General features: G+C 35.0%; 21 protein-coding genes. 15 read left to right on the top strand and 6 right to left on the bottom strand.

What is annotated here, in order from left to right; all coding sequences use genetic code 11:
- Positions 1-49 precede the first annotated feature (49 nt).
- The 6 genes from NsoK4_RS04380 to NsoK4_RS04355 all read left to right on the top strand — a co-directional run bounded on the left by NsoK4_RS04380 (position 50) and on the right by NsoK4_RS04355 (position 7,219).
- Positions 50-442, top strand: a complete 393-nt coding sequence (locus NsoK4_RS04380; protein WP_211688523.1) for a universal stress protein — start codon at positions 50-52, stop codon at positions 440-442.
- Between the two features lie 77 nt (positions 443-519).
- On the top strand, positions 520-849 hold the full coding sequence (locus tag NsoK4_RS04375; RefSeq protein WP_211688521.1) for a winged helix-turn-helix domain-containing protein: 330 nt from the start codon (positions 520-522) through the stop codon (positions 847-849).
- A gap of 7 nt (positions 850-856) precedes the next feature.
- Positions 857-1,204, top strand: a complete 348-nt coding sequence (locus NsoK4_RS04370; RefSeq protein WP_211688519.1) for an ArsR family transcriptional regulator — start codon at positions 857-859, stop codon at positions 1,202-1,204.
- Between the two features lie 71 nt (positions 1,205-1,275).
- On the top strand, positions 1,276-2,835 hold the full coding sequence (locus NsoK4_RS04365; protein WP_371816021.1) for a PEFG-CTERM sorting domain-containing protein: 1,560 nt from the start codon (positions 1,276-1,278) through the stop codon (positions 2,833-2,835).
- Positions 2,836-2,898: 63 nt separating this feature from the next.
- Complete coding sequence (locus tag NsoK4_RS04360; protein WP_249111187.1) at positions 2,899-5,112, top strand: FTR1 family protein; 2,214 nt, start codon at positions 2,899-2,901, stop codon at positions 5,110-5,112.
- On the top strand, positions 5,102-7,219 hold the full coding sequence (locus NsoK4_RS04355; protein WP_211688517.1) for a hydantoinase/oxoprolinase family protein: 2,118 nt from the start codon (positions 5,102-5,104) through the stop codon (positions 7,217-7,219). The genes NsoK4_RS04360 and NsoK4_RS04355 overlap by 11 nt, the downstream gene beginning before the upstream one ends.
- A 224-nt stretch (positions 7,220-7,443) precedes the next feature.
- Here NsoK4_RS04355 and NsoK4_RS04350 read toward each other — a convergent pair whose 3' ends face one another.
- Positions 7,444-7,623 (bottom strand): hypothetical protein, encoded by a 180-nt coding sequence (locus tag NsoK4_RS04350; RefSeq protein ID WP_211688515.1) that lies wholly within the window; start codon positions 7,621-7,623, stop codon positions 7,444-7,446.
- 76 nt (positions 7,624-7,699) lie between these two features.
- The gene (locus NsoK4_RS04345) at positions 7,700-8,050 is read right to left on the bottom strand and encodes a hypothetical protein (protein ID WP_211688513.1); all 351 of its coding nucleotides are present in this window, start codon (positions 8,048-8,050) and stop codon (positions 7,700-7,702) included.
- Between the two features lie 271 nt (positions 8,051-8,321).
- Between NsoK4_RS04345 and NsoK4_RS04340 the strand changes: the two genes are divergently transcribed.
- Positions 8,322-8,813 (top strand): PEFG-CTERM sorting domain-containing protein, encoded by a 492-nt coding sequence (locus NsoK4_RS04340; RefSeq protein WP_211688511.1) that lies wholly within the window; start codon positions 8,322-8,324, stop codon positions 8,811-8,813.
- On the opposite strand, the gene NsoK4_RS04335 is transcribed toward NsoK4_RS04340, so the two are convergent.
- The 3 genes from NsoK4_RS04335 to NsoK4_RS04325 are packed head-to-tail and all read right to left on the bottom strand — an operon-like array spanning position 8,803 to position 10,288.
- Complete coding sequence (locus NsoK4_RS04335; protein WP_211688509.1) at positions 8,803-9,828, bottom strand: formate--phosphoribosylaminoimidazolecarboxamide ligase; 1,026 nt, start codon at positions 9,826-9,828, stop codon at positions 8,803-8,805. The two genes, NsoK4_RS04340 and NsoK4_RS04335, sit on opposite strands and share 11 nt — an antisense overlap.
- A gap of 27 nt (positions 9,829-9,855) precedes the next feature.
- The gene (locus NsoK4_RS04330; RefSeq protein WP_211688506.1) at positions 9,856-10,065 is read right to left on the bottom strand and encodes a hypothetical protein; all 210 of its coding nucleotides are present in this window, start codon (positions 10,063-10,065) and stop codon (positions 9,856-9,858) included.
- Positions 10,066-10,102: 37 nt separating this feature from the next.
- Positions 10,103-10,288, bottom strand: coding sequence for a hypothetical protein (locus NsoK4_RS04325; protein ID WP_211688504.1), 186 nt, complete (start codon positions 10,286-10,288; stop codon positions 10,103-10,105).
- A gap of 130 nt (positions 10,289-10,418) precedes the next feature.
- Between NsoK4_RS04325 and aspS the strand changes: the two genes are divergently transcribed.
- The 7 genes from aspS to NsoK4_RS04290 all read left to right on the top strand — a co-directional run bounded on the left by aspS (position 10,419) and on the right by NsoK4_RS04290 (position 18,511).
- Positions 10,419-11,729 carry an aspartate--tRNA(Asn) ligase gene (gene aspS / locus NsoK4_RS04320; RefSeq protein ID WP_211688502.1) on the top strand — a complete coding sequence of 437 codons (1,311 nt, stop codon included), beginning with the start codon at positions 10,419-10,421 and terminating at the stop codon, positions 11,727-11,729.
- 9 nt (positions 11,730-11,738) lie between these two features.
- On the top strand, positions 11,739-12,005 hold the full coding sequence (locus NsoK4_RS04315) for a hypothetical protein (protein ID WP_211688500.1): 267 nt from the start codon (positions 11,739-11,741) through the stop codon (positions 12,003-12,005).
- Positions 12,006-13,451, top strand: a complete 1,446-nt coding sequence (gatA, locus tag NsoK4_RS04310) for an Asp-tRNA(Asn)/Glu-tRNA(Gln) amidotransferase subunit GatA (RefSeq protein ID WP_211688497.1) — start codon at positions 12,006-12,008, stop codon at positions 13,449-13,451.
- Positions 13,448-14,851, top strand: coding sequence for an Asp-tRNA(Asn)/Glu-tRNA(Gln) amidotransferase subunit GatB (gene gatB / locus NsoK4_RS04305; protein ID WP_211688495.1), 1,404 nt, complete (start codon positions 13,448-13,450; stop codon positions 14,849-14,851). The genes gatA and gatB overlap by 4 nt, the downstream gene beginning before the upstream one ends.
- A gap of 3 nt (positions 14,852-14,854) precedes the next feature.
- Positions 14,855-15,118, top strand: a complete 264-nt coding sequence (locus tag NsoK4_RS04300; protein ID WP_211688493.1) for a hypothetical protein — start codon at positions 14,855-14,857, stop codon at positions 15,116-15,118.
- Positions 15,119-15,159: 41 nt separating this feature from the next.
- Positions 15,160-17,082 carry an AMP-binding protein gene (locus NsoK4_RS04295; RefSeq protein ID WP_211688491.1) on the top strand — a complete coding sequence of 641 codons (1,923 nt, stop codon included), beginning with the start codon at positions 15,160-15,162 and terminating at the stop codon, positions 17,080-17,082.
- A gap of 70 nt (positions 17,083-17,152) precedes the next feature.
- Complete coding sequence (locus NsoK4_RS04290; protein ID WP_211688490.1) at positions 17,153-18,511, top strand: pyridoxal phosphate-dependent aminotransferase; 1,359 nt, start codon at positions 17,153-17,155, stop codon at positions 18,509-18,511.
- Here the strand turns inward: NsoK4_RS04290 and NsoK4_RS04285 are convergent.
- On the bottom strand, positions 18,508-19,614 hold the full coding sequence (locus tag NsoK4_RS04285; protein ID WP_249111162.1) for an SHOCT domain-containing protein: 1,107 nt from the start codon (positions 19,612-19,614) through the stop codon (positions 18,508-18,510). The two genes, NsoK4_RS04290 and NsoK4_RS04285, sit on opposite strands and share 4 nt — an antisense overlap.
- Positions 19,615-19,792: 178 nt before the next feature.
- Between NsoK4_RS04285 and NsoK4_RS04280 the strand changes: the two genes are divergently transcribed.
- Complete coding sequence (locus tag NsoK4_RS04280) at positions 19,793-21,370, top strand: DUF5011 domain-containing protein (protein ID WP_211688487.1); 1,578 nt, start codon at positions 19,793-19,795, stop codon at positions 21,368-21,370.

The raw sequence follows: 21,370 nt of genomic DNA, 5'->3' as shown, positions 1-21,370 counted from the left end.
GGTTTGCATTTTATTAATAATTCAAATAGGATGTTTTTCTTATGGGGCCATGGATGAAATTACAAAAATTCTAGTTCCGTTTGATGGTACAATTCATTCTCAAAAAGCCTTAGAAAGTGCAATCTATTTTGCCAGAAAATTAAACTCACAAATATCCTTACTGCATGTTCGATTTTCGACAACAATCTCTGAATCCCAAAATTCAGAAATGATAGACCTGATGGAAGCCTCAAAAATCAAAGCTGCTCAAAATGGAATTGATCTTAATTATGAAATAATTAATGGAAAAGTTGAAAAATCTATTTTAGATTATGCTAAAAAATGGAAATATCGATTAATCATAATGGGTTCATATGGTGCAGGAACTACGGATGCATTTTATTCTAGTGTGTCAAATTCTATTTTGCAAAATTCTCCTATTCCTGTATTGATTGTAAAATAATCTTATTTTATTCTGACTCTCTAGAATGAGAACAATATCACGTCGTTTAAATAACTCTATTTTACACTTGATTTGACATGACAAGACGATTGACATTACCACAATTAAAAAAATATGACATAACACAAAAAGTGATAGAGGCATTGGCAGATACTGAATCAAGAGCAATTTTGTTTTCAATAATCAAATCTGGCAAAACAGCAGCTGAATTATCTGATAAATTGAAAATTCCGCTTAGCTCTGTATACAAAAAACTGGCAGATCTTGAGGAACTTACATTAATTGAAGTTGAAAAATGGTTGCTTTCAGACAAAGGGCGAAAATACAAAGTTTATCGAAGTAGAATATCTAAAGCAGACATCAGTATTAAAAAACCTGAACCTGTTCTAAATCTAGTTCCCAATTAGATGTCGTATGTCAAAAACAAAGCCAAACATTATCCAACTAAGTGAATTTGATATCACTCAAAAAATAATTGAATCTCTAAGCAATGTTTGTACCCGCGCAGTATTGTTTTCTATAAAGGAAACTCCAAAAGATGCTAATCAGATTGCTGAAGAACTAAAGATTTCTTTGTCTACAGTATACAAGACACTCTCTAATCTTGAAGAACTAGCGTTGGCAGAAGTAAATCAGTTTATTATTTCAAATGAAGGTAAAAAGATCAAACAATACAGAAGCCGTATAGGGAAGGTCGAAATCACCATTAATGATTTGGAACCTAGTCTGAATCTTTATCCTAACCCCAATCCCAAAACATAACCTTCTAAAATTTTAGAATAACCAAATAGAATCAAAAAAGGGTTCTAATACCCACCTACGATTTTTAGTTTGTGAAAAGTTTGAAAATATTACTTGGACTGGGAATTTTCACATTGTTGATTTCAGGTATGCCTTTAGGATATTCTTCAACGTTGGGTGAGGACTGGTCTTCTGTCAAATCCTTACTTTCTGAAGGTGAAAAGTCTTCTGAAATTACTCAAGCCCTTGATAAAGTAAATCAAGCAAAATCACTTTATGAAAACAGCTTCAAACAAGCTGCTTTGGAATTGGACCCTGAAAGTAATTCATTAATTGAAAACGCATTTTCAAACATTGTAGAAAATCATAATTCTGGTGATTTGTCTATGGCAAGCTTAAACAGACAGGTTGTTGATAAAACCATTTACACCATCGCATATCTGAAAATCGATCAAGCATTAGATACTAAAAATTCTGAACAACTGTTAAATTGGTTTACTGTTATGGAATCTAAATTCAAAATATCTGAAAAAGACAATTTTGTAACAAATCATGCTCTTGCTGAAATCGCAAAAGACTCTGAAGAAATTGAAGAGTATGCGGATGTTATAAGAGATGAGTTGTTAGGAATTTTTAAACTCAAAACAGTAGAGGAATTGGAAGAGGCTATTGCTGCTCTGGAATCTGATGATGTATCTAGTGCAAAGAAATTCACCTATGAGGGACTTTATTACTATAGAACATTACACCCATCTGTTGTTGAAAAATTAGGTAATGAATCAGCATCTGAATTACTTCATGAGATGGAAGAAGCTGTAGAAATTACAACTAGTTCATCTACCGTTTCTGAAATGATTGAAGAACTCAAACATGTTTCAGCAGAAGTTGAGTTGATTATTCGAGAATATGAAGGTGGTAATACATCTGAAATAGGATTGGCATTATCTGGAATTAAAGACAGAGTGATGTTGGTGGAAGAAGAATATTTATCAGCAGTTTCTAACGGACAAATAGTTGATCAGGAAGAATACGACGAAACTGTTGTATTTTTGAAGAAATCAATCGCTATTCTCAATGAACATAAACCCGAACTAACAACTCTTTCTACATCTGATGCTAATTCCTTAGAATCTAATTTGCTTGAAATTGAGAAAATTGTTAATGCAAAAGACGATCCTAGCAAAGTCAGTATTCTGGTAGGAAAAAGTCTTAACAATTTAGCATCCCTTGAAGCCCTAGCAGGGGGCGCAGTCCAAATCGATGCAGTACAGTATATTGAAGAAATTGAAATATTGCTTCAAGATGTTAAAGAACAATACCGTAATGGACAAACTCAAGAGGCCTTTGACTTGGCAACCACTGCATATCTTGACAACTATGAGTTTGTAGAAGATCCTCTTTCCGAAGTTGATCCTGAACTAATGGTGAAGATTGAAATCGCATTAAGAGAAGATTTGAGAAATATGATCAAATCAAATGCTCCTGCAAATGAAATTGATGCTCATGTGGATATGATCTTGTCTGATTTGGCACAAGCCAAAAAAGTTGTACCTGAATTTGGGACAATAGTGATGCTTGTTTTGGTATTGTCTGTGTCTTTGATAATTTTAACTTCCAGAAAGTTAAATTATCAGATAATTAGGACGTCCTAATTCCAAATATGTAGAATGAAAATCTGGTTTATAAGTTGAACAACGAGATTTTTGGTATTGTCTGTGTCTAAGTTAGCATCTGCCGTGTTTTTTGTGATAATGGCATTCTCTTTGTTCCCCTACTTTCATGCTTTTGGACAGTCATCTGATGATACGGAGGTGAAATTTACCAAGGAATTTCTGACATTATCTATAACTTTGATTCAAAATTATGTGGAACAAGGCAACCCTGATGATGCAAAAGAAATATCACGAATTGTTTCTGAGGTATTTCCGCACAGTCTTTCTTCCCTGAGACAACATGATTCGGAAACTGCTGATGAAATCCATCTCTTATTGCTTGACATTCACAGTCAAATAGACGGCGATCAGGACATTTTAAAACAAGATTTTTTGATGTTGAATGAACTTTTAGAACGTCTTGAACCACAAAACCCAAACATTGGAAAAGTGATTTCTAAACTCCTAATAGTTGTTGATGAGCAATACCAACATGCAGTTAATGAGGATAGTGAGTCTGCATATCGACTTTCAGTACTTTTAGTAGATCTCTCTTCAGAATTATTTGAATTTACTAATTATGATGAAAGACTGACATTGGAAATAAGTTCTTTTCTTGATGAATTAAAAACAAAACTCGAAAATAAAGAAAGTTTTGTGTCTGTTGGAACTTTGATTTCAGCAATTAACAGAGATCTCAATGGTACTGAAACAGTAATCTATGATAAACAAAATATTTACAACACAATTTATGATCTTTATGATGAATTAATTATCTCAATAGAATCAAATGATTATCAAAAAGCCGAACAACTAGCTATTGAAGCATATCTGGAGAACTTTGAATACCTTGAGGCAGACATTGAGTTAGTAGATTCAGAACTGTTGTATCAGTTAGAAATTGATATGCGAGAAGAACTTCGACAAATGATTCAAAACAAACAAGATCCTGAACGTATAATTTTATTTCTTGAAAAATCAATTATACCGGATCTTAATTTAGCTGAACAAAAAGTTAAGGAAGCTGATCTTTTTACTTTGGGAATTGAAGCAAGTGCTTATGCTGAAAGCAATTTAAAAGAAATGGGTGACGCATCTGATGATGAAAAATCAGGCGTTAGAAATGAAATTGATTTCATTAGGGATACACTTCAGGTATTGTTGGTTCAATATGCTGATGGTGATTATGAATCCGCATACAATTCGGCAAGAACGGCATATCTTGACAGCTATGAGTTTGTAGAAATTCCACTTCGTGCAATTGATCCTGACTTTACTTTGGAAGTGGAATACCAATTTGCTGAGTTACGTAACATGATCAAACAAGAGGCAGACATTGATGAAATACGTGATATGACTATTGCGATAAAAAGAAATCTGGATGAATCTGAGAGAATTGTAAGTGGAACAGGCACTTTAGCACCTTCTATTGCATTTACATCCTCTTTTGCAATTATCTTCAGAGAAGGACTAGAATCTGTTTTGATTTTGGGAGCTATAGTAACTTATCTTGAAGCCTCACGAAATACTCAATTTAAAAAATACATTTACTATGGAATTTTGGCTGCGTTTGGCGCAACAGCAATTACATGGGTAATTGCATCTTATATTATAGAAATTTCTGGTGCAAATAGAGAATTAGTAGAGGCAATTGCCGCGTTGTCTGCAACTGCGGTGCTGTTTTATGTCAGTTTTTGGGTCTTGAACAAAATAGAACACAAAAAATGGATGGAGTTCGTTAAAGCAAAAGTTTGGCAAGCTACAACGACTGGCAGTGTTATGGTGTTTGTAATGCTGTCTTTCTTTACCGTATACAGGGAAGGCTTTGAAACAGTTTTGTTCTATCAGGCAATGTCGGGATTTGCAAAATACATGGAAGCTTATGTTGGATTAGGATTTGTTTTAGGAATTGGTTCCTTGTTGGTTCTTTATTTTGCCATGAAAAAACTGGGAAAAAGATTGCCTCTACGTGCATTATTTGGTTTGACAATGGGTGTAGGTGCATACCTGTCAATAGCATTCTTAGGCAATGCAATTAGAGAATTACAAATTATTGAAGTGGTGCCATACACTGGAATGATTGGAATTATACCTAGATTGGATATCAACTTGGCAACTATGACTGGAATATACCCTACTCTTGAGACTGTTGTTGCTCAGATAATTCTACTTGGGGTTTATTTGGTGGCATCTGCATATATCCTGATAATGAGGCCAAGGAAAGAATCTCAGTTAGCATCTATGCGAAAATCTAGGAAGATTGAAGATGCAACATAATCGCCGAGTTCGAATAGGAATTGATGTGGGGGGCACCTTCACAAAAGCAGTTGCAATAGATGCCAAAACTGGTTCTATTTTAGGAAAATCCACAGTGCCTACAACTCATAATTCTGAAAAAGGTGTTTCTGAAGGAATTGTATCTGCATTAACTAACATTTTGAATGAAACTGGAATTAACATTAAAGAAATTGAATTGATTTCTCATAGTACTACCCAGGCAATTAATGCATTACTAGAATCTGACACATCAAAAGTTGGAATCATAGCTATGGGTGTGGGCCCTACAAAAAAGGACATAATAAAACGCACAAATTTACAAGACGCATCAATTAACAGCAATCAGGACATTAAAACTGCGCATGAGTTCTTGGACACATCTCATTTAATTACAGACCAGGAAGTAGAGGATGTAATTTCACGATTAAAAGAAAAAGGTGCAGAAGTTATTGTGGCAACAGAAGCATTTGGAGTAGATGATCCGTCAAATGAATTATTTGTCATGAATAAATCTACCAAACAAAATCTTCCTTCTACTGCATCTCATGAAATTTCAGGGATTTATGGATTAGAAATTCGAACATTGACTGCTGCTGTAAATGCAAGTGTGTTGCCAAAAACATTTCAGGTTGCCAATTATGTTGAAGAAGCAATTAGGAATACTGGAGCAACAGCTCCTCTGATGATTATGAAAGGTGATGGAGGGGTTTCAAGTATGGATACATTTAGAACAAAACCTATTCTTACAATTCTTTCTGGACCTGCGGCAAGTGTTGCAGGAGCATTACTTCACCTTAAAGTGACAAATGGGATTTTTGTAGAGGTGGGTGGCACTAGCACAAATATCTGCATTATTAAAAACGGAAAACCAGAAATCAAATACGCAATAGTCAAAGATCACCCTACATGCATACGTTCAATGGATGTTAGGATTTTAGGAGTTGCAGGAGGAAGCATGGTTGGCTTAAAACACAATAGAGTATCACATGTAGGGCCTAGAAGTGCACACATTGCAGGATTGAAATATTCTTGCTTTGCAGAGCCTGAAGATTTGAAAACTGGAAAAATTATACTGATCAAACCTAAACCTGATGATGATGAATATGTTGCAATAAAATGTGAGAAGGAGACTTTTGCAATCACAAATACTTGTGCTGCAAATGCTTTGGGAATGATTGAAGAGGGAGATTATTCATATGCGAATCAAGAATCTGCAAAAATAGCATTAAAGATTTTGGCTGACTATGTTGGGGTTCCTTATCATGAGATTGCAATGTCTATAATTCAAACTGCATCATTTCAAATAACAAAAACCATTAGCAACATACTAAAAGAATTCAAAATGAACTCTTCAAACACAAAAATAATTGGCGGCGGTGGTGGAGCTTCTGTTCTTGTCCCTTTTGTTGCAAAACAATTAGGTGTCCAATATGAACGAGCTGAACATGCTGAAGTCATTTCTTCAATAGGGGTTGCATCTTCGATGCTTCAAGAAGAAATTGAACAAACCATGGTTGATCCTACTCCTGAAAAAATTTCCGAAGTACACAAAAAAATTCATACAATGTTAGTTGAAAAGGGTGCTGTACCTGAATCTGTTGTAATTGATAGTGAATATATTTCAGAAAAATCTTTACTACGTGTATCTGCTGTTGGAAATGTTGAACTAGATAGTGCAGATAACTCTAAAAATATTTTCACATTGGAGGATGCAAAAAAGAGGGCAAGTGAGATTATGAATATCTCTGAAGATCTAATCGAGTTGAGCTTTGAAACTGATCATTATTTTGTACTTACAGGGCATGTTAAAGTTAAAAAACTATTCAGCAAGAAAAGCCAACATTACATTCTGGTTTTAGATAGATACGGAAAACCAAAGCTTTCATTGAGGAATGGAAAAATCTTCCAAGGCGGTAAAATTTCGATTTTAGAAGATTTAGATGAGTTCTTGGAATCAAAACATTCTGAAATTGCCCCTAAGACATATTTGTTAAATGACTTGAAGTTGGTAGATTATTCAAGTTTGACATCCTCGTCTCACATATTAGATGGAGTACGTGAAGAACTCAAAGAATCTGATCGTGCAGCAATATTGGTTGAACTCTAGTTTTTTGATACAATTGGCCCTTGATCGACATTATTTTTGACCATCATACTAAACTATTCACCATTCTGACTAGCAACATGAAGTGCAGAGATGGATATGTTCACAACTATTCCTTTTTTGCAATTCAAGGAAAAAAGATGTGTATACACTGTGGCATTGAAGAACTAGCATAATTTTTGTAATTATTACATGTGATTGTATTTTGTAATTTTTAGATTTTTACATTATTTTGGTTTGTCTATGATTCTTGTTTTGATTGCACTTGTCTCCCAATATTGTTTACCTGCAATTGGGTCTCTTTTTTCATAATGTGCCTTACATACCTCCCAAACTTCAATTTCGTTTGTATTGGGGTTTTTTACCTCCATTATTGCATAAATGGGATTTGTATCATCACATCGCATACTCTTACTGTCAAAAAATTATGAAATAAGGGTATTGATTGTAAATTAGTTCTGTTTTTGATTATCTTGGATCTGTTCAATCCTTCCAAATTGGTTGCTGTTTTAACCATTTTATCAAATCTCTATAGAGTTGGCTTTTCTGAACATTTAGGATATTGATTTCAAGATTTGTTGATGACTTTATTGTCTTTGTATAATCTTCGTATTTTGCAAAAATTATCTTGTCCAAGTATGTTTCTCCTTGGATCTCCTTTTTTGCCAATTCTTCAGAATCGGTCATTGCAAAACTTGCAAAAAGAACCCCATCTACCCAATATGCGTTTCCTGATTCTAAGGTAGACATCATGTTTAGGAGATCGTCAAGTGTCATCTTTATCATGTCTCTGACGTAAATTGTCTTGTATGGTTGATGGATAAAATCAGTCAACGTTTCACATTTTTACTCTGGTCTTATCAATTTTTGTACTTTTTGCATTGCAATGTATACTTGGTGTTTAATTGCACTGCTTGTCATACTCACATGATGGAAAAAGGTAAGGATATTGCAAACCACCTCGAAAATGTCTATACCGACATGCTTACAAACTGGATTTTTGAAAAATCCCAAAAAGACTAGGCCAATAACTGAAAAAACAAAATAATTTGTCTAGTGTAAATGATGAAAAATACTCTAATACGTGAAATATTCTCTTTTAACTATGAAATTTTTATTGCTTTTGCCCCTGATGTTGATATTTTCTTCGGCATTTGCAGAATCTCATCCAGAGTATATGGGAATTGAAAATCCTTCAATCTATGAATTAAAAGTAGATGAACATTTTTACTCTATTTCGTATTCAGTTGATGCAAAAGTTTTAGCAATGGCAATTGATCCTGAATTGACTTCTTTGCTTGTAGGTCTAGAAAACACTCATGATTCTATTTTTGTAATTGATCTAGAGCATGAGTTGATCAATGCAGAAAATAATGAGTTTGCTATATTGGTCAACGGTTATGAGGTAGACTATGACATTGTAAGTGATGCTGACAGCTCAACGTTTTCGTTTTATGTTCCAGAGTTTACTGAAGAAGTAGAGATTATTGGAACTCATGTGATTCCTGAATTTCCTTTGGGAGTGATGTTGGGATTTGCTATAATGATTTCAATCGTAACGATGCTTGCCCGAACAAAAAATATTCTTAGGTTGTAACTTTATCTAATTGATTATGCTCTGATGCTATTTTTACCTCGCGCGCTATTCTTTTTCCCATGCTCATTGGCTCATCATAAAGAAGTGAGTAATAGGGGGAACCATCCATGTAGATGTTGGTTCCTGCAACAATTCTTGCAGAAAACTCAAAGGCTGTAAACTTTGCATTCTCATCATACACTCCTTCTATGCAAAATGGGCCGTTCATTCCTGGTTTGACTAGTCTTTTTGCAGCTTCAACAAAACTATCTCCCATCTTGTATACTTCGTCAAGCAATGATTCTCTTAGAACTAGTGGACTGTTTCCAATCACGTTAAATGATGGGACTTTTTTGCTTTTGAGTTGTTGTTCTGATGGTATTCTTGCTAGCCCTTCAATATCTGATTCATGTCTTTGATCAACTCCAAAAAATTCCAATTCTTGTTTTAGCGGTGAATAAAAGAATTGCAAATATGCCAACACTCCTGCTGCATATTCTTGAATGTACAGTGTTTCATCCGAAGAGATTGTTCCTTCTGATACTAGTTGATTTCTTTTTGTGTTATAGTCTTCTTCATTTGCAGCCATAAAGTATCCTTTTCCACCTGCGGCACCTTGTCTTTTTACAATTACAAGCTTGTCAATTTCACTTGGAGTGGTTACTGGTTTTGGCACTGGAAGATTTGCCTCTCGCATGAGTTTTTCTTTCATCTCCCTGTCTGATTCCCATCTTAGAATCCACTTGTTTCCAAAAATAGGGGTCTTTATGGACTCTATCTCCTCAGAAGACATCTGTGCAATGAGTGTGCCATGTGGGATTATCACGGCATTATTTTGTTCTAATGTTGATTGACATTTCTGTTCTATGACTTCAGAAAAAGAATCCACTAGAATCAATTCATCAATAAATGAAAACCTTCGGTATAGACTTTCACGTTTTTTTTCACACACAAGAAGTGTTTTCAGTCCCTCGTCTTTTGCACCTTTTAGAACCTGTAATGCACAATGAGAACCAAGAGTTGCAATTGAAGTCATGCGATATTTTCCCTATTTCTCCATACTTTATGAACTATGTGCAGATGATACGTACACAAATATCTCGTCAATTAATTCGGCAGTCACTTCTGATTTGATGTTTTCAGGAACTGCCTTTGAAATAAAATCATACATGGTGATATTTTCAGGAAGCTCCCCTCTTTCTTGAAATAATGAAAATACTGCAATCCCGTTTGAAATAATCGCTACTGCTTTTTCTTTATCAGATAATGCCATAAAAAACCAACATGATTGTAGTAAATTAATGTAAAAATTAAAGAACAGATATTTGATCGGCTCGTATTTTGAGTATTTGTGACGTGTCGAGGGATTCAAAATTTGACTCTGCAGGTATGCTGTGTGCTTCTCCTTCTGGTTCAGGTGCCTGTGATGCATAATACCCCACATAAACTGCCGTAATTATGAAAACTGCAATTACAATCCCGATTAATATGTCCATGTTGTTTTGTACTGAATTGGGTTCTAATCATAAATGTTACTTTGGAACTATTTTTTGCTAAATTTAGTAAATAGGTGCATATTTTTTGTGTAAAAATTAATTACACCAGCAGACAGGCAATTAGTAAATTATGATAGAAACGGAACTGGGAAATTTACGTAGATCTCATTATTCAAATGAATTAGATTCCTCAAAGGATGGTCAAGAAGTGACTGTCATGGGCTGGATCTTAACGATAAGAGGCCATGGCAACATTACCTTTGCAACAATAAAAGACAAATTTGGACAAATCTCCATTGTTGCCAAAAAAGGTGAATGTCCTGATGAAGTTCGTGAAAAACTATCCTCTCTGAAAGCACATTCATCTATAGCTGTTGTTGGAAAAGTAAAGGCATCTGAAAAGGCCCCCTCGGGTTATGAAATTGTTCCTTCCGAACTTAGAGTGTTTTCCGAAGTTGAAAAAATACCTCCATTTGAACCTGTAGCAAAAACTGTCAAAAACATAGACACAAGACTAGAAGTAAGGCCAATTGACTTGAGACGTCAGGTATTGCAACACATTTTCAATGTTCGAAGTCTTGTTTTAAAATCTATAAGAGATTATTTTTACAATCAAAACTTTACAGAGATTAACACTCCAAAAATGATTGCAACTGCGACTGAAGGCGGTGCAGCGTTGTTTCCAATATTTTATTACAACAAGGAAGCATTTCTTGCCCAGAGTCCACAATTGTACAAAGAACAATTGACTATGAGCTTTGAAAAAGTATTTGAGATTGCACCCATCTTTAGAGCAGAACCCTCAAGGACAAACAGACACTTGGCTGAAGCGATATCTATTGATCTTGAAGAGGCGTTTGTCGATTACAATGATGTTATGACGAGAATTGAAGACATTGTAAAGATTTCAATTTCAACTGTAAAAGAATACGTAAAAGAAAACCCAGATGCAGAATTTACGATGCCTGAGTTGCCTGACAACATTCCGCGATATTCCTATGATGAATTGGTAGATAAAATGCAAAAGGCAGGCGCAAAAACAGAATGGGGTGATGATCTTTATCCATCTAATCTCAAAAAGATTGGTCTTGAAGGGTTTTACTTTATCAAAGACTGGCCAATGGGTCCAAAACCATTCTATGTTAAAGTGAATAAAGAAAACCAGAAAATTTCTGAATCATTTGATTTGATGTTTGGTGATCTTGAATTGTCTTCAGGCAGTACAAGAATTGAAAAAAGAAATGAGCTCGAAGAGAGAATGAAAAACAAAGGTATGAAAACTGATGCTTTTGAATACCATCTTGGCGCATTTGATTACGGTGTTCCTCCCCACGCTGGCTGTGGGATTGGCCTTGAGAGGCTAATTATGGCACTTACAGGCACAGAAAACATTCGAGATGTAACATTTTATCCAAGAGATGTTGACAGATTGACACCTTAGGTGATTTATGTGGTAACTGAACAAGAAATAGAACAAGTAACAAAATTAATGAAAATAGATGTCCATGATCACAAAGAGTTCATAGACAAGGTCCATGCGATGATTGACTATTTTGACATCTTAGATTCGGCAGGTGTTGATGATGAAGAAATTTTGATGAAAGATGTTCCTCTTTCGAGTCTTAGAAAAGACGAACATATTACATATCCAGATAAACTGATTGAAAAACTAAAACACTACAAGGGAACATATGTTAGAGCTCCCAAGATGGTATAATTGAACCTCAAAATTTCTGCTTTAGAGTATGTGCAAGAAGTAAAAAATGGAAATATCTCAGCTGAGGATTTTACTGCAGAAACGTTAGAAAGAATCAGTCATGTAGATGACAAACTACATTCATACCTGCATGTTGATTCTAATGCAGTAGATAAAGCAAGACAAATTGATAAGAAAATAAAATCAGGTGAAAAAGTTGGTGCTTGTTTTGGAATGCCAATATCTGTTAAGGACAATATTTGCATCAACGGTACTAGGACTTCCTGTGCCTCAAAAATATTACATGACTTTGTTGCGCCATATGATGCGACTGTGATTTCAAAATTAAAAGAACAGGATGCAGTGTTTATTGGAAAAGTAAATCTTGATGAATTTGCAATGGGTTTGACTACAGAATTTAGTGCATATGGTCCAACACATAACCCTTGGAATCTGGATTATGTTCCCGGGGGCTCCTCTGGAGGTAGTGGAGCTTCTGTTAGTGCATTTGAGTGTGTTGCATCTCTTGGATCTGATACTGGTGGCTCTGTAAGAAACCCTGCAAGCTTTTGTGGTGTTGTAGGTTACAAACCAACATATGGTTTGATTAGCCGATTTGGCTTGATTTCTTATGCAAACAGTATTGAGCAAATAGGTCCGATGACAAGAACTGTCAAAGATACTGCCTTTATGTTAAACATCATATCAGGTCAGGATCAAAATGACGATACCACTATTGATAACTCTGGTCAAGACTATCTTTCAGGCATAGATGATGGAATAGAAGGCAAAAAAATAGGCATAATTCAAGAAATGATAGGAGAAGGCATTGATCCTGCTGTTTCTTCTGCAACAAAAAAAGCAATTTCAAAATTTGAAGGGTTAGGTGCTTCATGCGAAGTTGTTTCACTTGATATGGTGAAATATTCAGTTGCAGCATACTATACAATTACTGCAACAGAGGCTGGAAGTAATCTCGCAAGGTATGATAACTTGTTATACGGATATGATTTTCCCGTCGAGGGATACGAGTTTAATTCATACATATCTAAGGCCAGAACAAAGTTTGGACCCGAAGTTACACGAAGAATGATTTTAGGGGGATTTGTTCCCTCTGCTGGACATGCTGGAAAATATTTTCTCAAAGCACTAAAGGTAAAACAAAAACTAACTAGAGAAGTTAGGGAAGTGTTCAAAAAATACGATTACCTGATATCTCCGACTGTCCCAATTTTACCATTTAAGATTGGTGAAAAGATTGATGATCCTATTGCACTGTTTCTAGTTGATATTAACACAGTTACTGCAAATCTTACAGGCAAACCTGCAATATCTGTGCCTTTTGAGATTTCAAACGGTTTACCAATAGGGATGCAGATCATGGCAAATTCTATGGAAGACAAATCACTACTCAAAGCAGCACGTGCTCTTGAAAGTACGGTTAAACTACCGGAGGCCCCAATTTGACAAAAATAGGTTTGGAGATTCACTGTCAACTAACAAAACTTGAGAGCAAATTGTTTTGCCCATGCAAGGCAAACTATAGGGAATACGCACCAAATACCAACATATGTCCAATTTGTATGGGATTGCCGGGAAGCCTTCCTAGATTAAATCAGAAAGCTGTAGAAAAAGGAATAATGATTGCAATGGCATTAAATTGCACAATCCCTGAAAAAATTGCATTTTTTAGGAAAAATTATTTTTATCCTGATCTGCCAAAAAATTTCCAGCTTACACAATTAAACATGTATGGAGATACCAGTGTTGGCGGACCAGGTCACATAATGGTGGGAGATAAAAAAATTCGCATCACCAGAATCCAATTGGAAGAAGATCCGGGCAGGCTGATTTATGAGGGAAGTTCATCAAAAAATCAGATTACGCTTGTAGATTACAATCGTGCAGGCACACCCTTGGTAGAAATCGTAACTGAGCCTGACTTTGAAAACCCAAAACAAGTAAGAGAATTTCTCAATATTTTATCTGATTTACTGGAAAATTTGGATGTGTCTGATCCGAGTCTTGAAGGTGCAATGAGGGCAGATGCAAATGTATCAATTGAAGGAGGAAAAAAAGTAGAAATTAAAAACATCAACTCTTTTCATGATTTGGAAAAAGCTGTCCATTTTGAGATAACAAGACAAGAAAGTCTCCATGCAAGAGGAATTGAAATTGTACAGGAAACAAGACATTGGGACCAACAAAGAAAAATCACAATCTCTGCAAGATCAAAAGAAGAAGAATTAGACTATAGATATTTTTTGGAAGGTGATATTCCGTGGATTAGGATTGAAAAAGAAATGAAAGAAAACTTGCAAAAGATAATGCCTGAAAGTATTAGTTCTAAAAAAGAACGATATGTGTCAAAATATGGAATCCCTCCACAGGTGGCAGATGTATTGTCATCAGACAAATTTTACTCTGACTTGTTTGAAGAATCACATGATGAGAAAAATGCAAAAGAAATTGCTAACATAATCACAACTGATCTTATGGGATTAGTTGACACTAGAGAAAAAAGAGAACAGTCAAAATTTACATCAAAACATCTAAGGGATTTGGCAAATGCAATCCAATCAGGAAAAATTACAAGAAATTCTGCAAAAAATGCATTATATGAGATTGTAAAAACCGGAAAAGAACTTGACACGATAATTTCAGATCTTGATTTAGGAAATGTATCTGATGAATCAGAACTAAACAATGTGATTGAGGAAGTCATGTCCGAAGAATCTCAGGCAGTAGAGCAAGCAAAAACAAATCCTCAGACAATAAACTATTTGGTTGGAAAAGTGATGCAAAAGACAAAAGGCAAGGCAGACCCTAAACTAACCTTGGAGTTACTCAAAAAGAAAATAGAATAACAAATGGCAAAACTTTCTCTAGAAGATATTGAATTTATCAAAATTTTGGCAACTTCTGACTCGACTATTTTACAATTAGGTATGAACGATGCCACAAAATCTCAATTAAATGACAGGATAGGCACTGTTTTGAGAGAATATTACCGAGAAAACACTATGGGATTCCCTACTGGATGGAATCAAGAATTTGAAAAAGCTGGAATTTCAGAAGATGATGGGAAAGCAGCAATTGCTTGCGCAAGAAGACTTGGGATTGACATTTCTTAATCTAAAATCTTTTTACGTCGAGTATATTTTTTAAAAACATCATGTCTGATTTTGTATTTTTTCCAACTGAACACCAAAAAAATGAATCCAATATTTTTCAATTCATGGAAAAGTTTGGGATTTCAACATTAGATGAATTATCTAAAAAATCCATTAACAATTTAGAATGGTTTTGGGAGCAGGTCTCAAGAGATGTAGGGGTTGTATGGGATGTTTCTTATGACAAAGTTTTAGATACTACAAAAGGCATTGCGTGGTCAGATTGGTTTGTAGGTGGGAAGACAAACATTTACAAATCATCTGTTGAGAAATTTGCAAGTTCGGATCCTGGGAAAATTGCATATTATTTTGAATCTGAAGATGGAGGGAAATCCAACATTACTTATTCGGAACTAGACACCAAAGTGTGTAGACTTGCAAATGGATTAAAACAGTTAGGTGTCAAAAAAGGAGATGTCATTGCAATTTATCTTCCTATGATTGAAGAGTCAATTTTGGCAATCTTGGCTTGTGCAAAAATTGGTGCAGTTCAAACAGTGATATTTTCTGGATACAGTTCTGATTCATTGAATATTAGGTTGCAAGATTGTAAGGCAAAGGTACTTTTTGTTTCAGATGGTTTTTACAGAAAAGGAAAAAAAATATCACAAAAAAAGACAGTTATTGATGCAATAAACAACACATCAGTTGAAAAAACTGTTGTTGTTTCATACAAAAACATAGACAAATATGAAAAATCTGAAAAAATAATTTTTTATAATGAATTAGTAGAAAAACAAAACTCGCAATGCGCTACAGAAAGCATGAATTCTGATGATCCTCTTTTTATTTTGTATACATCAGGCACTACTGGAAAACCAAAGGGTGTCGTCCATGTCCACGGGGGATTTTCAGTTTTTGCAGGGCACCAGGCAGCATATTTGATTGACACGCACAAAAATGACATTATTTTGTGGCCTGCCGACATTGGTTGGATTACGGGACTTGTGTGGAATGTCTATGGATTATTGATGATGGGAGCATCGGCTGTAATTTACGATGGAGGCATTGATTATCCAAATTTTAATCGAATCTGGGATATGTTGTACGAGTATAAGGTTACAATTTTTGGTATATCTCCAACTGCAGTTCGATTGTTCAAAAAAAATAATGTGATCCCTCTGTCTCTTCATCCTCTCGATCATATCAAGAATATTCCTACAACTGGGGAGCCATTGGATACAGATTCTTGGTGGTGGCTTTATGAAAAAGTTGGTAACAAAAGAATCCCAATAATGAATCTCTCTGGGGGAACCGAGATAGGTGGCGCAATGCTTTCTGTTTTTCCTGGGATGAAACTCAAACCCTCTACTGTAGGCATTCCGTGTCCAGGCATGAATCTTGATGTTGTAGATGATGATGGAAAATCAGTTAGGGAGAAAAATGGATATCTTGTAATAAAATCTCCTTGGCCTGCAATGACAAAAAGTCTGCTTAATGACGATAAAAGGTATATGCAAACATACTGGTCAAGATTTGAAAATGTGTGGTTTCATGGAGACTATGTCCATGTTGACAAAGATGGTTTGTGGTATATGCAAGGAAGAACAGATGATGTGATAAATGTCTCAGGACATAGGATGAGTACTGCTGAAATTGAACATACTGTGATATCTCATCCAAAAATTTCAGATGCTGCATCAATTGCAATTCCTGATGACATAACAGGAGAGGCAATCGTTGTGTTTTATGTGACTGATAAAAAAGATGAGAATTTAGACAAAGAGATATCTGAATATGTTTCTGAAAAAATTGGAAAACTGGCACGACCTAAAATTATTTTTCAGATTTCGGAATTGCCAAAAACTAGGACCGGAAAAATTATGAGACGGCTACTCAAAGCAAAGTTATTGGGCATGCAGTTGGGAGATCTCTCTTCACTGGAAAACCCCCAGGTTCTAGACGAGATATCTGAAATGGGTTGAGAAAATCTCACATGTTGATATTGAGTAATTCACATCTCTTGTCTATATTTGAGCAAAAACATGTTCAATTATGAGGTTTATTGTAGATCAGCAAGTTGAAGACATTGAGCTGCCTGAGAATCTAAAACTAAACACGTTTTTACAGGAATTTCATTCAGATTGCAAGCATCCTGAATGCAATTTTGGGTTTTATGGATTTGCTTTTGGTCAATCTCCTTTTCCTGTACCCAAACTAGTTCAAGAGGCACTGATAAAAAATGCCCATAAGGGTGAATATGCTGCAGTACCTGGAATTCCAGAATTACGTCAAGCCATATCCAAATACAATAAACATTATTTTTCTATGGATATAGATCCGCAACGAATCTATGTTGGACCTGGAACAAAGGAATTGATTTTCAATTTACTTGAAATTCTTCATGGCACTGTGATTTTACCAACACCAGCATGGCTTGGATATCTACCACAAATTAGATTCTTAAAAAAAAATTATCACATGTTGCCTACACGTGCAAACAGAAAGATTTCTCCTAGTGATCTTAGAAAACTTGCATTGCGATTACATGATAGGCAAAAAATCCTCATATTGAATAATCCTCACAACCCAACTGGCTTGTTGTATGATATGTTGGAACTTGAAGAAATTGCTGATGTGTGCAGAGAGCAATCCATCACTGTAATATCTGATGAGATTTATGCTCAGACAACATATGATTTTTCTAAATTTGTCAGTATGGGAAAAATTTATCCTGAAGGAACATTTGTCACAAATGGATTATCAAAATCACATGCTGCTGGAGGATACAGATTAGGCTATGTTATTTTCCCACAACACGCAGTAGACCTTAAAGCACAATTCAAAAAAATTCTTGCAACAGAATACACTGCTGTTTCTACCCCGATACAAAATGCAGCAGTTGCAGGATTTGAAATTAGTAATGATCTAAATGAGTATTTTGATGTGACACGTAACATCCACAAAATCATGGGGGATTACACCTATCATGCATTAACTGCAATCGAAGGAGTCAAAGCCACAAAGCCTGAGGCAACGTTTTACCTTCTAGCTGATTTTAACACTTTTGCACCTGAATTACAAAAATCAAAAATCACTACTTCTCAAAGACTCTCTGAATCTCTAATTGTCCATCCCTATCATACTGCAATTGTTGGTGGGGATAGTTTGGTGTTGGAGAGAACTGATTATAGTGCAAGAATTGCATATGTTGACTATGATGGAGCCCAAGTTTATGAGAACTATTTGAATCAAAAACCAAAAACGACTTCAGATAGATTAGAATTTGTAAAATCAAATGCACCAAAAATTGTTGCAGGAATTAAAATGATTGAAAAATTCTTTGAGCAACTAAAACAAGATGCTGTAAGAGATTTAAAAACAAAAAAAGATAGTTTGAGTGTTCCAGGCTAGTATTTTTTGTTCAGTTTTCTTTCTAGCATGTCAAACTCTTCTAAGGTTATCTCGCCTTTTGCAAGTCTGGTTTGAAGAATATCGTATGGGTTATTACCCATCAGAGGGTTGATGATCCTTTTTCGAATTGTATCTTTGTTTATGGATATCTGTTTTGAATTATCATCGACTTTTTTTTTGACTCCATATACTGCCCCAAACAAAATTCCTAGTCCGCCTATTGCAAGAATTATTTGGGCAGTATCTGAATTGTCATCTGCTTTTGATGATGGCTTTACAATTGATGATGCTTCAGCTTTGGGAATGATTTCTTTGTTGATCAGTTCTTCTACGGCCGTTTCTAATTCCTTTTCTTGCATATCATATCCTACTGCTTCTTCTATAGTGTAATCAGGATAGTTTCTATCAAACCATGACTTGTATTCTGGCTCGTTATAGTATCTGTCCACATAGTATTTTGGATCTTTTTGCGGGTCAACAAAATCAGCTAATTCCTTTTCTTGCATATCATATCCTACTGCTTCTTCTATAGTGTAATCAGGATAGTTTCTATCAAACCATGACTTGTATTCTGGCTCGTTATAGTATCTGTCCACATAGTATTTTGGATCTTTTTGCGGGTCAACAAAATCTGGTTCCTTTGATTCGATGATTATGTCTTCTTCAATTATGGGTGTTGTTTTTGTATATTTTTCTGTTAATGTTTGTTCTTTTCTAGGCTCTTCTGTAAACGTAGTGTCATTTGCAGAGATTCCAAACTCTGTTGTGATTCCTGCAGTCATGTTGACAATGAATCCTGTTGCATTATAGATTCCTGAATTGGTAAATTTTTCATTAATCTTGATTGTTTTTTTAAAGGAATAATCTGACTCTGGAATTGCTTGAGATAACAAGACAAAATTATTTTCAGAATCACGAATCACTATTGTTACTATTCCTGTGTCTCCATTTGCTACTTTTCCCTCAAATGTGATGTTGTCTCCAAAAAGATAACTTTCAGTGTTTGTTGAAAGTTTTGTTACTTCACCAAATGCTGGAATTATTGAAAAAACCAACATCATTCCAATGAATAGCGAGTATAACCCATGCCTATTTACGCTCATTATGTTTGATAGTGTACATTTTTGATTTAAGATGCACGTAGTAATGATTCAGATTTTCAATGCGAAATAATTAAAAACTCATATGATGCCTAATTGAAATTTGTTGATGTTTTTTTACTTAATGATTGACTATCCTTTATTGTTGATTAAATAACATAATACCTTCATACTTAACGCAATGAATAAGGTTTTACTTTCTTCTCTCGTTCTGATAGGCATATTTTCTATGATTCCTGCATTTGCAACTTCTGCTCCTGCACAGATTCCGTTTAACTCTTCTCAATTTACATCCTCTCCATTTGAGTCATTTGCAGGAGGTAACTTTGTAGTGTTTGATACTAATTCCCAAAATGAAATTATTCTTGCAGAACGAGACGGGTTTGGAACTGTTTTTGGAAAATTTAGCCTCACTACAAATGGGTATGACCAATATTCTATGATCAAAAATGTGCCTGCACAAACCATTACTGCATTAAACATTGATTCTAATGACTCTATCTTTTATGCCACTACTGACAAGGATGCAATTAAAAAACTAAGCGAGAATGGATCTGATACAATAATTTATGATCATGATGCCAGAATAGCTGATTTTGTAATAAATCCTCAAAACGAAAATGAAATTTATCTTCTGCAGTCGTTTACTAATGAAGTTTTTCGAATAAACAATGGGATTGCAGACCCTCCTGTTCAATTTGTTTTGCCTGGTGGAGTTGCAGCAACTATCATTGCAGTAGATTCATCAGGCCTTGTTTATCTCGGTTATGGGGTTGGCTCAGTTAACGGAATAAAGGTTTTGAATTCTGATCTTACTCAATCATCCATACCTGATCTTGATTTGGAAACTGCAACTGGAGCATCCTTCTTCAAAGTAGGAGATATTGATTTTGATTCAAATGATAATGTAATTGTAATTGATGAAAATTGGTTTTTTAACAGTTCAAGATATCCTTCAAATATTCATCGATTTCATGTGGATGAAAATGGTGTATGGCAGTTAGACTGGACCACTTATGGAACTTTGAGTCCCTCGGATAGTACTTCTCCACCAACACATAATGTTGCAGTATCTTGTAATGGTGAAATAATAATTTCATTAGATATCGATGGCTCTGGTGTATTTGACTCTTTGATGAGGTTTGATGCACATGAATCAACATCTTGTGGGAATTCTGACACTGAACCCCCAGTAATTACATTAACAGGTGATGATCCATTGATTGTTGAAGTTGGAACTTCTTACGCTGAACAAGGAGCAAATGCAATTGACAATAGGGATGGTGACATTTCGTCATTAATTGTGATTAATTCATCTGAAGTCAACACTTATTCTCTAGGAACATATGCTGTAACATATGATGTAACAGATTCGTCTGGAAATGTAGCAGAACAAGTAACAAGAACTGTTAATGTTGTACATAAATTCAACGTATTGTCTCCTCTGGAAAACAATTCATCAAATATTGCTAATCAGGGAAGTACCATACCTATCCAGTTTGAATTGATAGATGAAATGGGTAATCCCTCAACACCTATAAATTCTGAAGAGATAACATTTACCATAAATTCTATTGGATGTCCAGCATACCCTAGAACAATAATTGATGGTATTTCAGAAGAATCTGATGAGACATTCAAAGCAACAGAAGGAAAATACAAACTAAACTTTGACACAAAACCCTATGCGATAGGATGTTATTCTTTCGATGTTATAGTCCAAGGATTGTCTCATTTTATTCTTGTTGAATTAAAATAA

Origin of the sequence: Nitrosopumilus sp. K4, from assembly GCF_018128925.1 — an archaeon.
Lineage (GTDB): Archaea > Thermoproteota > Nitrososphaeria > Nitrososphaerales > Nitrosopumilaceae > HKST03.
The sequence above is the reverse complement of the archived record's forward strand: the minus strand, read 5'-3'. Positions and strand labels throughout refer to the sequence as shown.

Coding starts and splice junctions, on each gene's coding strand:
- NsoK4_RS04380 (WP_211688523.1), top strand. CDS start 50: ATGGATGAAATTACAAAAATTCTAGTTCCGTTTGATGGTACAATTCAT.
- NsoK4_RS04375 (WP_211688521.1), top strand. CDS start 520: ATGACAAGACGATTGACATTACCACAATTAAAAAAATATGACATAACA.
- NsoK4_RS04370 (WP_211688519.1), top strand. CDS start 857: ATGTCAAAAACAAAGCCAAACATTATCCAACTAAGTGAATTTGATATC.
- NsoK4_RS04355 (WP_211688517.1), top strand. CDS start 5,102: ATGCAACATAATCGCCGAGTTCGAATAGGAATTGATGTGGGGGGCACC.
- NsoK4_RS04350 (WP_211688515.1), bottom strand. CDS start 7,623: ATGCGATGTGATGATACAAATCCCATTTATGCAATAATGGAGGTAAAA.
- NsoK4_RS04340 (WP_211688511.1), top strand. CDS start 8,322: ATGAAATTTTTATTGCTTTTGCCCCTGATGTTGATATTTTCTTCGGCA.
- NsoK4_RS04335 (WP_211688509.1), bottom strand. CDS start 9,828: ATGACTTCAATTGCAACTCTTGGTTCTCATTGTGCATTACAGGTTCTA.
- NsoK4_RS04330 (WP_211688506.1), bottom strand. CDS start 10,065: ATGGCATTATCTGATAAAGAAAAAGCAGTAGCGATTATTTCAAACGGG.
- NsoK4_RS04325 (WP_211688504.1), bottom strand. CDS start 10,288: ATGGACATATTAATCGGGATTGTAATTGCAGTTTTCATAATTACGGCA.
- aspS (WP_211688502.1), top strand. CDS start 10,419: ATGATAGAAACGGAACTGGGAAATTTACGTAGATCTCATTATTCAAAT.
- NsoK4_RS04300 (WP_211688493.1), top strand. CDS start 14,855: ATGGCAAAACTTTCTCTAGAAGATATTGAATTTATCAAAATTTTGGCA.
- NsoK4_RS04295 (WP_211688491.1), top strand. CDS start 15,160: ATGTCTGATTTTGTATTTTTTCCAACTGAACACCAAAAAAATGAATCC.
- NsoK4_RS04290 (WP_211688490.1), top strand. CDS start 17,153: ATGAGGTTTATTGTAGATCAGCAAGTTGAAGACATTGAGCTGCCTGAG.
- NsoK4_RS04285 (WP_249111162.1), bottom strand. CDS start 19,614: ATGAGCGTAAATAGGCATGGGTTATACTCGCTATTCATTGGAATGATG.
- NsoK4_RS04280 (WP_211688487.1), top strand. CDS start 19,793: ATGAATAAGGTTTTACTTTCTTCTCTCGTTCTGATAGGCATATTTTCT.